Genomic DNA, 12955 nt, shown 5'->3' on the forward strand with positions numbered 1-12955 from the left:
TCTTGCACTATTAGCCCCTTGCGGCGCCAAGACCTCCACTGAATTTTCGAATGACGAGAAGCGAAACCACCATCATGATGCGCAGCCATTATTGCGGCCAACTGAACGAGAGCCTGGAAGGTCAGGAAATTACCCTTTGCGGCTGGGTCCATCGTCGCCGCGACCACGGCGGGGTGATTTTCCTCGATATCCGTGATCGCGAAGGCATGGCCCAGGTCGTGTTCGACCCGGATCGCGCAGACAGCTTTGCTGCCGCCGATCGCGTGCGCAGCGAGTACGTGGTGCAGATTACCGGCAAGGTACGTCCGCGCCCGGCCGGAGCGGTCAACCCAAACATGGCCTCCGGTGCCATCGAAGTACTGGGTTACGAACTGACCGTGCTGAACGAAGCGGAAACCCCGCCGTTCCCGCTCAACGAGTATTCCGATGTTGGTGAAGAGACGCGCCTGCGTTATCGCTTTATCGACCTGCGTCGTCCGGAAATGGCCGACAAGCTGCGTCTGCGTTCGCGCATCACGTCCAGCATCCGCCGTTTCCTTGATGAAAACGGTTTCCTTGACGTCGAAACGCCAATCCTGACCCGTGCCACCCCTGAGGGTGCGCGTGATTACCTGGTGCCAAGCCGTACGCATGCAGGCAGCTTCTTTGCCCTGCCGCAATCGCCACAACTGTTCAAGCAGCTGCTGATGGTGGCGGGTTTCGACCGCTACTACCAGATCGCCAAGTGCTTCCGTGACGAAGACCTGCGTGCCGACCGTCAGCCGGAATTCACCCAGATCGACATCGAGACCAGCTTCCTCGATGAGTCCGAGATCATGGGCCTGACCGAGAGCATGATCCGCAAGCTGTTCAAGGAAGTGCTGGACCTGGAGTTCGGTGAGTTCCCGCACATGACCTTCGAAGAGGCCATGCGTCGTTACGGTTCGGACAAGCCAGACCTGCGTATTCCCCTGGAGCTGGTCGATGTTGCCGACCAACTCAAGGAAGTCGATTTCAAAGTGTTCAGTGGCCCGGCCAACGATCCGAAGAGCCGCGTTGCCGCGCTGCGTGTCCCAGGTGGCGCGAGCATGCCGCGTAGCCGTATCGACGAGTACACCAAGTTTGTCGGTATCTACGGCGCCAAGGGCCTGGCCTACATCAAGGTCAACGAGCGCGCCAAGGGTGTCGAGGGCCTGCAGTCGCCGATCGTCAAGAACATCCCGGAAGCCAACCTGAACGTGATCCTCGATCGCGTCGGTGCGGTCGATGGCGATATCGTCTTCTTCGGTGCGGACAAGGCCAAGGTGGTCAGTGAAGCGCTGGGTGCCCTGCGTATCCGCGTCGGTAACGATTTCAACCTGCACACCTGCGAGTGGGCACCTATGTGGGTTGTCGATTTCCCGATGTTCGAGGAAAACGAAGACGGTAGCTTCAGCGCGCTGCACCACCCGTTCACCGCGCCTAAATGCACCCCTGAGGAGCTTGAGGCGAACCCGGCGACTGCGCTGTCGCGTGCCTACGACATGGTCCTGAACGGTACCGAACTGGGCGGTGGTTCGATTCGTATCCACCGCAAGGAAATGCAACAGGCGGTCTTCCGTCTGCTGGGTATCGAGGCGGCGGAACAGGAAGAGAAGTTTGGCTTCCTGCTTGATGCACTGAAGTTCGGTGCACCGCCACACGGTGGCCTGGCCTTCGGCCTGGACCGTCTGGTGATGCTGATGACCGGCGCCCAGTCGATTCGTGAAGTGATCGCCTTCCCGAAAACGCAGAGTGCGGCCTGCGTCATGACCCAGGCGCCTGGCGTGGTCGATGCCAAGGCCCTGCGTGAACTGCACATCCGACTGCGCGAACAGCAGAAGGCTGAGTAAGGCGAAAACAGGGCGCATCTTCGGATGCGCCCTTGCGTTTCGGTAGTAACAAAGCTGCTGGGCATGCCCGGTAAGTGTTTCAAGCAGAATTCGGAGTTGCGTTATGGCAGGTCATTCCAAGTGGGCGAACATCAAGCACCGCAAAGAGCGCCAGGATGCCAAGAGAGGCAAGATTTTCACCAAGTGGATTCGTGAGCTGACGGTTGCTGCCAAACAAGGCGGTGGCGATCCGGGGTCCAACCCGCGTTTGCGTCTGGCACTGGACAAGGCGCTCGGTGCCAACATGAGCCGTGACATCATCGACCGCGCCATTGCGCGGGGTGCCGGTGCCACTGAGGCCGACAACGTTGAAGAGCTCAGTTACGAAGGCTACGGTCCGGGTGGCGTGGCGATCATGGTCGAGGCCATGACCGATAACCGTAACCGTACGGCTGCAGCAGTGCGTCATGCCTTCAGCAAGTGTGGCGGCAACTTGGGCACTGATGGTTCTGTGGCGTACCTGTTTGAGCGCAAAGGGCAGATATCCTTCGCTGCCGGTGTCGATGAAGACGCGCTGATGGAGGCGGCCATGGAGGCCGACGCCGATGATGTGGTCGACAACGGCGATGGTTCCTTCGATGTCTTTACCTCCTTCGCCAGCTTCTATGCTGTGCGCAGTGCGCTTGAAGCGGCGGGCTTCAAGGCCGCAGATGCGGAAATCGTGATGCAGCCGACTACCAGTGCCGAGCTGGATCTGGATGGCGCGCAGAAGGTGTTGAAGCTGATTGATATGCTGGAAGACCTGGATGACGTGCAGAACGTCTATTCCAATGCGGAAATTCCTGACGAGATCATGGAACAGCTCGCCTGAGTCTTTTGTTACGAGCTTTGTTCGAAGCCGGACCGCAGCCATTGCCTTGCACTGGCTGCGGTCCGGCTTCTGTCTTTTGACCGGCGCATCAAGGCGTCATTGTGCATGCGGGCGTTATGACTCTGATTCTTGGTATCGACCCAGGTTCGCGGATTACCGGCTACGGTGTGGTGAGACATACCGGGCGTGGCTGTGAGTATGTCGCCTCGGGTTGCATTCGCACTGGCAATGGAGAGCTGCATGAGCGCTTGCACATCGTTTATCGCGGCGTTCGCGAGATTATCCAGGCGCATGGGCCGGTAACGATGGGTATTGAGCGCGTATTCATGGCACGCAATGCCGACTCGGCGCTAAAGCTTGGCCAGGCGCGTGGCGCGGCCATTGTCGCCGCCGCCGAGGAGGGGCTGGAGATTGCCGAGTACACGGCGACTCAGGTCAAGCAGGCGGTTGCCGGTACGGGCGGGGCGAACAAGGAACAGGTGCAGATGATGGTCATGCACCTGCTCAAACTGACCCAAAAGCCACAGATCGATGCCTCCGACGCCTTGGCAATTGCACTGTGCCATGCGCACACCCGATCCAGTCTGGTGCCGCATGGGTTGGGTAGCGCCCGCAGCCGCAGCGGGCGTCTGAGGCTCTGAACGCCACATGGGTTCAGGTAGATTTTGCCGGTGCGGTGCCCCGTGCTGCTGTCTGTGCTGTTAAGGTGAGCAGCGTGTTGCTGTCACCCTTGGAAAGGATCGAAACGTGATTGGACGTTTGCGCGGGACGTTGGCTGAAAAGCAGCCTCCGCACTTGATTATTGACGTCAACGGCCTTGGCTATGAGCTGGAAGTGCCGATGACGACCTTGTATCGCCTGCCCAAGGTGGGTGAGGCGGTGACATTGCACACCCATCTGGTGGTGCGAGAGGACGCTCATCTGCTCTATGGGTTCCATGAGAAGCGTGAGCGCGAGTTGTTTCGCGAGCTTATCCGGCTCAATGGTGTGGGGCCCAAGTTGGCGTTGGCACTGATGTCAGGGCTGGATGTCGATGAACTGGTACGCTGTGTTCAGGCGCAGGATGCTTCAGCGCTGGTCAAGGTCCCGGGGGTCGGCAAGAAGACGGCCGAGCGATTGCTGGTTGAGCTCAAGGACCGCTTCAAGGCCTGGGAAACCGCGCCGAGCCTGTTCGCCTTGGTGCCCAATGGCCCGCTGCCGGTTGCGCCAGTCTCCAGTGCCGAGTCGGATGCTGTCAGTGCGCTGATTTCCTTGGGTTACAAGCCGCAGGAGGCCAGTCGGGCGGTGGCCGCTGTGGACGCCAAGGGACTGAGCAGTGAAGAACTGATCCGCCGCAGCCTGAAGGGAATGATCTAAGTGATCGAAGCAGACCGTTTGATTGCAGCCACCGGGCGTGATCGAGAAGAAGTTCAGGATCGGGCTATCCGTCCATTGCGCCTGGCCGAGTACATCGGTCAGCCGGTTGTGCGCGAGCAAATGAGCCTGTTCATTCAAGCTGCTCGTGGGCGCAATGAGTCGCTGGACCATACCCTGATATTCGGCCCGCCAGGGCTGGGTAAAACCACATTGGCCAATATCATTGCCCAAGAAATGGGGGTTTCGATCAAAAGCACCTCGGGCCCGATTCTGGAGCGCCCCGGCGACCTCGCGGCGCTGCTGACCAACCTTGAGCCGCATGATGTGCTGTTTATCGATGAGATTCATCGGTTGTCGCCGATCGTGGAGGAGGTGTTGTATCCGGCAATGGAAGACTTCCAGCTGGATATCATGATCGGTGAGGGGCCGGCTGCTCGCTCGATCAAGCTCGATCTGCCGCCGTTTACGCTGGTTGGCGCTACCACGCGTGCGGGGATGTTGACCAACCCGTTGCGTGATCGTTTCGGTATTGTGCAGCGCCTGGAGTTTTACAGTACGGAGGACCTGGCGACGATCGTCAGCCGCTCCGGTGGCATTCTGGGTTTGCCTATCGAGGACGAAGGCGCATTCGAAATCGCTCGGCGCGCGCGTGGTACCCCGCGGATTGCCAACAGGCTGTTGCGTCGGGTGCGTGACTATGCCGAAGTACGTGGCAAGGGGCATATCACCAAGCCTGTCGCGGATATGGCCTTGAACCTGCTGGATGTCGACGAACGTGGCTTTGATCATCAAGACCGTCGTCTACTGCTGACCATGATCGAAAAGTTTGATGGTGGGCCAGTCGGTGTCGACAGCCTTGCCGCGGCGATCAGTGAAGAGCGGCATACTATCGAGGATGTGCTGGAGCCATATCTGATTCAGCAGGGCTATATCATGCGAACGCCGCGTGGGCGGGTGGTGACCCGGCATGCTTACTTGCACTTTGGCCTCAACATTCCGGCTCGTGCGGGTGAGGCGGGTCGTGACGACGGTTTCGCCGCTCCGGCTGACGAGTGACAGATTTATCTCGCGTTTTCGTGGTCCTATTGCCAGGCATGGAAGGGTTGAGCTGGCAATACGACATATTCGATGAAAAACAGTTGCCGGCGCGGATTGGCAAGTTCAGGAGTAAGCACTAGAGTATGCGCGCGCAAAATGGGGTTGAGCCATTCGCACATCGCTGTCGCGTCTATTACGAGGACACCGATGCGGGTGGCGTGGTGTATTACGTCAACTATCTGAAGTTCATGGAGCGTGCCCGCACTGAGCGGTTGCGTGACCTGGGGTTTGCCCAGTCGGAGTTGGCGACACAGAACATGTTGTTTGTCGTGCATTCCAGCGAGGCGCGTTATCACGCGCCAGCGCGTCTGGACGATGAATTGCGGGTGACGGCGCAGGTGCTCGAGCTGAATCGAGCCAGCTTGCGCTTCGTGCAGCAAGTCTGGCGCGAAAACGATAATACGCTGCTCTGCGAAGGGCAGTTTCTGGTGGCCTGTGTGCGCGCCGATACGTTCAAACCCAGGGCCATTCCCTCCGAGCTGCGAGCGGCATTTGTTGAAGCGGGCGGCCCGGGTACACATTCAAATGCAGGAGATTAAGCGTGGAAGCTAACGTCGTCGACCATACCTCCATGTGGAGCCTGGTCAGCAATGCCAGCATCGTTGTACAGCTGGTCATGCTGGCTTTGGTGGCCGCATCGGTAACCTCATGGATCATGATTTTTCAACGCAGCACCATGCTGCGTGCCGGTCGCCGTGCGCTGGAAAACTTCGAGGAGCGCTTCTGGTCAGGTATCGACCTGTCCAAGCTGTACCGCCAGGCTGGTAGCAACCCGGATCCGGACTCCGGCGTAGAGCAGGTTTTCCGTGCCGGCTTCAAGGAATTCTCGCGTCTGCGTCAGCAGCCGGGTGTCGATCCTGATGCGGTCATGGAAGGTGTGGGTCGTGCCATGCGCGTCGCCATCTCCCGTGAAGAGGAAAAGCTCGAGCAAAGCCTGCCGTTCCTTGCAACCGTGGGTTCCACCAGTCCTTACGTCGGCCTGTTTGGTACGGTCTGGGGGATCATGAACTCCTTCCGCGGTCTGGCTTCCGCTCAGCAAGCCACACTGGCAACCGTTGCGCCAGGTATCGCCGAAGCACTGATCGCAACCGCGATCGGCCTGTTTGCTGCGATCCCGGCGGTTATCGCCTACAACCGTTTCGCTGCGCGCAGCGAAGTGTTGATCGGTCGTTACTACACATTTGCCGACGAGTTCCAGGCCATCCTGCACCGTAAAGTGCATACCAGCGAAGAGTGATCAGGTAAAAACCAATGGCCCGAGTTCGTCATAAACGCAAGCCGGTCGCCGAGATGAACGTGGTGCCATACATCGACGTGATGTTGGTACTGCTGGTCATCTTCATGGTCACCGCACCGATGCTCAACCAGGGCGTGAAGGTCGATCTGCCCAAGGTTTCCAGTGAAGCCTTGCCGCAGGACAACAATGTCCAGGTCCTGACCATATCGATCAAGGCTGACAAGACCTATTACTGGAACCTTGGCAGTGAAGTCGACACCGACAAGCAGATGGACAAGGCAATGACCTTGCCGCAAATGACCGACGCGGTGACCAAGATCATCGCTGCCGGACGTGACCAGGGGAAACAGACCCAGGTCTTCATCCGTGGCGACAAGTCCGTCGATTACGGCGCGGTCATGGGCGCCATGGGCGGGTTGCAGAAAGCGGGTGTCGGTAACGTTGGCCTGATTACCGAGGCGCCCTGATGCAACAGCGAGAGCCATCCGCCTCGGAAAGCTATTTCTGGCCCAGTGTATGGGCCATCGCGCTGCACGTTCTGGTGTTCGGCATGCTGTTTGTCAGTTTTGCCATGACCCCGGAGCTGCCGCCGGCCAAGCCTATCGTCCAGGCAACCCTGTACCAGCTCAAGTCCAAGAGTCAGGCGACCACCCAGACCAATCAGAAGATTGCCGGGGAAGCGAAGAAAACCGCTTCGCGCCAGACCGAAGTCGAGCAGATGGAGCAGAAAAAGGTCGAGCAGCAAAAGCAGGAAGCGGTGAAGGCTGCGGAACAAAAGAAAGAAGAAGCTGCTCAGAAGGCTGAAGCGGCCCGTGAAGCGGCTGAGGCGAAGAAAGCCGAGGAAGCTGCGAAGGCGGCCGAGTCGAAGAAAGCCGATGAGGCCAAGAAGGCCGCCGAGGCGAAGAAAGCCGAAGAAAAGCAGTTGGCTGATGTCGCCAAGAAAAAAGCCGAAGAAGAAGCCAAGAAAAAGGCTGAAGAAGAGGCGAAGAAACAGGCGGCTGAAGAAGCCAAGAAAAAAGCGGCTGAGGACGCCAAGAAAAAGGCAGCCGAAGACGCCAAGAAAGCCGCTGCCGCCGAAGAGGCGAAGAAAAAGGCAGCTGAAGAGGCCAAAAAGAAAGCCGCAGCTGATGCGGCCAAGAAGAAAGCAGTGGAAGCAGCTCGCAAGGCGGCAGAAGACAAGAAGGCTCAGGCGTTGGCCGAGCTGTTGTCCGATACCACCGAGCGGCAGCAGGCGCTGGCCGATGAGCAGGGTGACCAGGTAGCCGGTAGCTTCGATGACCTGATCCGTGCCCGTGCGGCCGAGGGATGGGCGCGTCCGCCTTCTGCTCGCAAGAACATGACGGTGGTCCTGCAGATCGGCATGTTGCCGGACGGTACCATTACCTCTGTGAGTGTTTCTCGTTCCAGTGGTGATGCACCTTTCGACAACTCGGCTGTGGCGGCGGTCAAGAACATTGGTCGCTTAACCGAAATGCAGGGCTTGAAACCGAGCGAATTCAATCCCTATCGTTCATTCAAGATGACATTCACACCTGAGGATCTAGCCTTGTGATTAACCTTCTTAGAGGACTGCTGGTCGTTCTCTGCTGTGCGGCGGGAATGGCCGTTGCAGAGGAAAAGAACATCATGGTCACCAGTGGCAGCGACCGTGCCACGCCAATCGCCGTCGTACCGTTCGGTCTGCAGGGCGGCAGTGTGCTGCCCGAGGACATGGCCGACATCATTGGCAACGACCTGCGCAACTCCGGCTACTACTCGCCGATTCCACGTCAGAACATGATCAGCCTGCCGACCCAGGCCGGTGAAGTGATCTACCGTGACTGGAAAGCGCTGGGTGCCCAGTACATCATGGTCGGCAGCATCGTGCCGTCCGGTGGTCGTCTGCAGGTACAGTACGCGCTGTTCAACGTCGCCACCGAGCAGCAAGTGCTGACCGGCAGCGTTTCGGGCAGCGTCGACCAGTTGCGTGACATGTCGCACTACATCGCCGATCAGTCGTTCGAGAAACTCACCGGTATCAAGGGTGCCTTCTCGACGCGCATGCTCTACGTGACGGCCGAACGCTTCTCTACCAACAACACCCGCTACACCCTGCAGCGTTCGGACTATGACGGTGCCCGCGCGGTGACCCTGTTGCAATCGCGTGAGCCGATTCTGTCGCCGCGTTTCGCGCCAGATGGCAAGCGCATTGCCTATGTGTCGTTCGAACAGAAGCGTCCGCGCATCTTCGTTCAGCACATCGACACTGGTCGTCGTGAGCAGATCACCAACTTCGAAGGCCTCAACGGTGCACCAGCCTGGTCGCCCGATGGCTCTCGCCTGGCCTTCGTGCTGTCCCGTGACGGCAACCCGGAGATCTATGTGATGAACCTGGGTTCGCGTCAGCTGACCCGCGTGACCAACAGCCCGGCCATCGATACCGAACCTTTCTTCGGTAAAGACGGTTCGACCCTGTACTTCACCTCCGATCGTGGCGGCAAGCCACAGATCTATAAAACCTCTATCGGCAGCGGTGGCGCCGAGCGTGTGACATTCATCGGTAACTACAACGCCAACCCTAAGTTGTCGGCTGATGAAAAGACATTGGTGATGATTCATCGTCAAGATGGTTTCACCAATTTCAAGGTGGCGGCTCAGGATTTGCAGCGCGGTAGCGTAAAAATCCTCTCAGAGACCAGTCTTGATGAGTCTCCTACTGTTGCGCCTAACGGCACCATGCTAATCTACGCCACCCGCCAGCAGGGCCGGGGAGTCTTGATGCTCGTGTCGCTAAATGGCCGCGTGAGGCTCCCGCTTCCTACCGCTCAAGGCGAAGTTAGAGAACCGTCCTGGTCCCCTTACCTGAACTGACGCGGCGCTTTACGTTGTACTTAACACATTGGGGTTCATTAGGAGTTTCACGATGGAAATGTTGAAGTTTGGTAAGTTTGCTGCGCTGGCTCTGGCCATGGCCGTAGCTGTAGGTTGCTCCTCGAAAGGCGGCGACAACGCTGGCGAAGGCGCTGTCGATCCAAACGCTGGCTACGGTGCCAACACTGGTGCTGTTGACGGCAGCCTGAGCGAAGAAGCTGCTCTGCGCGCAATCACCACCTTCTACTTCGAATACGACAGCTCGGACCTGAAGCCAGAAGCCATGCGCGCTCTGGACGTTCACGCCAAAGACCTGAAAGGCAACGGCGCTCGCGTCGTTCTGGAAGGCAACACCGACGAGCGTGGTACTCGCGAATACAACATGGCTCTGGGCGAGCGTCGTGCGAAAGCCGTTCAGCGCTACCTGGTACTGCAAGGCGTTTCCCCAGCCCAACTGGAACTGGTTTCCTACGGCGAAGAGCGTCCAGTTGCTACCGGCAACGACGAGCAGTCCTGGGCTCAAAACCGTCGCGTCGAACTGCGTAAGTAATTCGATATGCGTACGTGCCGTCGTGCTGTAACCGTCCTGGCTCTCTCCCTGCCTTTGCTGGCCTGGGGTGAGGTTCCTGTTGTTGATGACAACGCTGGCTATAACGGCGCAAGCAGTTATCCGCCCGCGGGTTATGGTACGAACGGCGCCTATGCCGGGGGAGGGGTTTCGGCCCCTGCCTCGGCACAGGGTCAGCTCTTCATGCAACTGCAGCAGATGCAGGAGCAGATAGAGCGTCAGCAGAACAGTATCGAGATTCTGCAAAATGAAGTAGCGCGTTTGAAACAGGAAGGCCTGGAGCGTTACCAGGACCTGGATCGACGTATTGGAAGCGGTGCTGCACCTGCCGCGACTCCTGAGAATTCTGCTGCCGGTGGCGCCAGCGCCGCCGTCGACAATAGCGCAGCGCCGGCTTCTCAGCCTGCTGCCAGCTCCGAGCCGGGTGATCCGGCGAAGGAGAAGCTGTACTACGACGCTGCCTTCGACCTGATCAAGGCCAAGGACTTCGACAAGGCCAGCCAGGCATTCAATGCCTTCCTGCGCAAATACCCGAATAGTCAGTATGCCGGCAATGCCCAGTACTGGTTGGGTGAAGTCAACCTGGCCAAGGGCGACCTGCAAGGTGCAGGTCAGGCCTTTGCAAAGGTCAGCCAGCTGTATCCGAAGCACAACAAGGTGCCGGATTCACTGTATAAACTGGCCGACGTAGAGCGTCGACTGGGGCATACCGATCGCGTCAAGGGCATTCTGCAGCAAGTGGTCAATCAATACCCTGGTACCTCGGCCGCACAATTGGCCCAGCGTGACCTGCAGAAGCTCTAAGTCAACGGCTTAAAAGAAAACCCGCGCTTGTCGCGGGTTTTTTCGTTAGAATTTGCGCCCTTTATTTGAATACGCTGCTGCGAACTACGCGATGACGGGTTCGTAGCGGTGCCTGACGGAGGCGGACAGCCTGTTTAGCTGTTACGCCCGTGGCGACTATGCAAGACACACTACGTATTACCGAAGTTTTTTACTCGTTGCAGGGTGAAACGCGTACCGCTGGCCTGCCCACGGTGTTTGTTCGTCTCACTGGCTGCCCTTTGCGCTGCCAATACTGTGACAGTGCCTATGCTTTCAGTGGCGGCACGTTGCGTACCCTGGACTCCATTCTCGAGCAGGTTGCCGGCTTTCGTCCGCGCTATGTCTGCGTTACTGGCGGTGAGCCTTTAGCGCAACCGAATGCCATACCGTTGCTACAAAAACTCTGCGATGCCGGCTACGAGGTCTCCCTGGAGACCAGTGGTGCACTGGACATTTCAGCCGTCGACCCGCGTGTTAGTCGCGTCCTTGACCTGAAAACCCCCGGCTCCATGGAAGTGGCGCGCAACCGCTACGAGAACATCGAACTGCTGACGGCCAACGATCAGGTCAAGTTCGTGATCTGTTCGCGCGAAGACTACGACTGGGCCGTTTCCAAGCTCATTCAGTACGGTCTTGATCAGCGGGCGGGGGAGGTGCTGTTTTCGCCAAGCCATCATCAGGTGCGGGCAACTGATCTGGCCGACTGGATCGTGGCTGACAATCTGCCGGTACGTCTCCAGTTGCAGCTGCACAAACTGCTCTGGAATGACGAGCCCGGACGCTGACAGGGGAGTAATGCAATGACTGAGAAACGTGCGGTAATTCTATTATCCGGCGGCCTGGATTCTGCCACGGTGGTCGCGATGGCCAAGGCAGAAGGCTACAGCTGCTACACCATGAGTTTCGACTACGGTCAGCGCCATCGCGCCGAGCTTGATGCGGCGGCACGGGTTGCCCGTGATCTGGGAGTGGTCGAGCACAAGGTGATCGGCCTGAACCTCAACGGTATTGGGGGCTCAGCCCTGACCGACAGCAGCATCGACGTACCTGAGGCACCGAGTGAAGGTATCCCGGTGACCTATGTGCCGGCGCGCAATACCGTATTCTTGTCGCTTGCACTGGGCTGGGCCGAGGTGCTGGAGGCGCGGGATATCTTCATTGGCGTCAACGCGGTGGATTACTCCGGCTATCCGGATTGCCGGCCCGAGTTTATTGAGGCGTTCGAGCGCATGGCCAACCTGGCGACCAAGGCCGGTGTTGAAGGTCAGGGCTTTAGAATTCAAGCGCCGCTGCAGAACTTGAGCAAGGCGCAGATCGTCCAGGCCGGTATTGCCCGGGGTGTCGACTACAGCCTTACCGTTTCTTGCTATCAAGCCGATGAGCAGGGGCGTGCCTGTGGAAAATGTGACAGCTGCCGCCTGCGCGCCGAAGGCTTCAAGGCTGCCGGTGTAGCAGACCCAACGCATTATTTTTGATTTTTTTTACATGAGGTGTTGATTTCTCGTTAGAAATCAGTATTATACGCCTCATCCAACGGGTCGTTAGCTCAGTTGGTAGAGCAGTTGGCTTTTAACCAATTGGTCGTAGGTTCGAATCCTACACGACCCACCACATACAGTCTGATATGTTAAATCCAATTATTGGTTTAACTGGTCAGGCACGAAAAGCCCGCTTCCTTAAAAGGAGCGGGCTTTTTCGTTTCCGGATCTCAGTAGCCTTTTGCATATGCAGGAGCGATCTGCCTGCCAGAGCGCCACGGTTTCTCGTCGCGTATTTACCTTCCCCCTCCGATGTTGATGTTATCGCTGGCGCCCAGCTCGCCTTGAGGCGTTCATCTGGCAACGTTCTTCTGCACATGACGGGCGTTGAGAGGCATCGGGAGTGCACGGTGGCCTGAGCAAGTTCACCCAGGAAAAATCCCTTTCAGTTTTGCCTAGGTCGTCCGGTGTAACTCACCAGGCCTATGAGATTTTTTAAGATTTGTTTAATCAAAGTGGCTCTGCAGATCAGTCTTCAATTGAAGTTTGATTGAATGCGGCGCGAGCAAACAAGGTCGTGTGCGTGAAGGGCTTTCGGCGTACATGCGGGATCTATTTGAGCGTTCCTGTGCCGCAGTTCCAACATGAATACTTGCTTTGAGCTGGAACCCTGACGTTTCCAACACTGGCTTTTCATCTCTCTTTCATATTTTCGTGCTTACGCTTCACTCGGCTTGCATTGAGTCGCTGAACTATTCCCACCCGTCGGTCCCGTCTACTAACGTCAATGAATGAGTTTTTCTATTGCCGCTGGCTAAGCGGTTGATAGGGTTTTCATTTCTT

14 protein-coding genes and 1 tRNA gene are annotated in these 12955 nt (G+C 57.9%); all 15 read left to right on the forward strand.

Features of this window, described 5'->3' with window-relative positions:
* Positions 1 to 74 precede the first annotated feature (74 nt).
* Entirely contained in the window at positions 75 to 1850 is a 1776-nt protein-coding gene (gene aspS / locus UIA24_RS02590) for an aspartate--tRNA ligase (RefSeq protein WP_065761594.1), read from the forward strand.
* Between the two features lie 103 nt (positions 1851 to 1953).
* Complete coding sequence (locus UIA24_RS02595) at positions 1954 to 2700, forward strand: YebC/PmpR family DNA-binding transcriptional regulator (protein ID WP_065761586.1); 747 nt, start codon at positions 1954 to 1956, stop codon at positions 2698 to 2700.
* A 116-nt stretch (positions 2701 to 2816) separates the two neighbouring features.
* A complete protein-coding gene (gene ruvC / locus UIA24_RS02600; protein ID WP_065761585.1) occupies positions 2817 to 3341 on the forward strand; it encodes a crossover junction endodeoxyribonuclease RuvC in 525 nt (174 codons plus the stop codon).
* 106 nt (positions 3342 to 3447) lie between these two features.
* Positions 3448 to 4056 carry a Holliday junction branch migration protein RuvA gene (gene ruvA / locus UIA24_RS02605; RefSeq protein ID WP_099773800.1) on the forward strand — a complete coding sequence of 203 codons (609 nt, stop codon included), beginning with the start codon at positions 3448 to 3450 and terminating at the stop codon, positions 4054 to 4056.
* A complete protein-coding gene (gene ruvB, locus UIA24_RS02610) occupies positions 4057 to 5112 on the forward strand; it encodes a Holliday junction branch migration DNA helicase RuvB (RefSeq protein WP_065761583.1) in 1056 nt (351 codons plus the stop codon).
* 125 nt (positions 5113 to 5237) lie between these two features.
* Positions 5238 to 5693, forward strand: a complete 456-nt coding sequence (gene ybgC / locus UIA24_RS02615) for a tol-pal system-associated acyl-CoA thioesterase (protein WP_065761582.1) — start codon at positions 5238 to 5240, stop codon at positions 5691 to 5693.
* Between the two features lie 2 nt (positions 5694 to 5695).
* A complete protein-coding gene (gene tolQ / locus UIA24_RS02620; protein ID WP_065761581.1) occupies positions 5696 to 6391 on the forward strand; it encodes a protein TolQ in 696 nt (231 codons plus the stop codon).
* 14 nt (positions 6392 to 6405) lie between these two features.
* Complete coding sequence (gene tolR / locus UIA24_RS02625; protein WP_065761580.1) at positions 6406 to 6858, forward strand: protein TolR; 453 nt, start codon at positions 6406 to 6408, stop codon at positions 6856 to 6858.
* Positions 6858 to 7943, forward strand: a complete 1086-nt coding sequence (gene tolA, locus UIA24_RS02630; RefSeq protein ID WP_102053492.1) for a cell envelope integrity protein TolA — start codon at positions 6858 to 6860, stop codon at positions 7941 to 7943. Before tolR ends, tolA begins: the two co-directional genes overlap by 1 nt.
* A 47-nt stretch (positions 7944 to 7990) precedes the next feature.
* Positions 7991 to 9241 carry a Tol-Pal system beta propeller repeat protein TolB gene (tolB, locus tag UIA24_RS02635; protein WP_330522165.1) on the forward strand — a complete coding sequence of 417 codons (1251 nt, stop codon included), beginning with the start codon at positions 7991 to 7993 and terminating at the stop codon, positions 9239 to 9241.
* Positions 9242 to 9293: 52 nt separating this feature from the next.
* Positions 9294 to 9791, forward strand: coding sequence for a peptidoglycan-associated lipoprotein Pal (gene pal, locus UIA24_RS02640; protein WP_042121796.1), 498 nt, complete (start codon positions 9294 to 9296; stop codon positions 9789 to 9791).
* A 6-nt stretch (positions 9792 to 9797) separates the two neighbouring features.
* Positions 9798 to 10613, forward strand: a complete 816-nt coding sequence (gene ybgF / locus UIA24_RS02645; RefSeq protein ID WP_330522106.1) for a tol-pal system protein YbgF — start codon at positions 9798 to 9800, stop codon at positions 10611 to 10613.
* A 158-nt stretch (positions 10614 to 10771) separates the two neighbouring features.
* Entirely contained in the window at positions 10772 to 11419 is a 648-nt protein-coding gene (queE, locus tag UIA24_RS02650; RefSeq protein WP_065759640.1) for a 7-carboxy-7-deazaguanine synthase QueE, read from the forward strand.
* Between the two features lie 15 nt (positions 11420 to 11434).
* Positions 11435 to 12109, forward strand: a complete 675-nt coding sequence (queC, locus tag UIA24_RS02655; protein WP_065759639.1) for a 7-cyano-7-deazaguanine synthase QueC — start codon at positions 11435 to 11437, stop codon at positions 12107 to 12109.
* A 60-nt stretch (positions 12110 to 12169) separates the two neighbouring features.
* Positions 12170 to 12245, forward strand: a tRNA-Lys gene (locus UIA24_RS02660).
* Positions 12246 to 12955 lie beyond the last annotated feature (710 nt).

It is taken from the genome of Pseudomonas sp. AL 58 (assembly GCF_036348395.1).
Classification (GTDB): Bacteria; Pseudomonadota; Gammaproteobacteria; order Pseudomonadales; family Pseudomonadaceae; genus Aquipseudomonas; species Aquipseudomonas defluvii.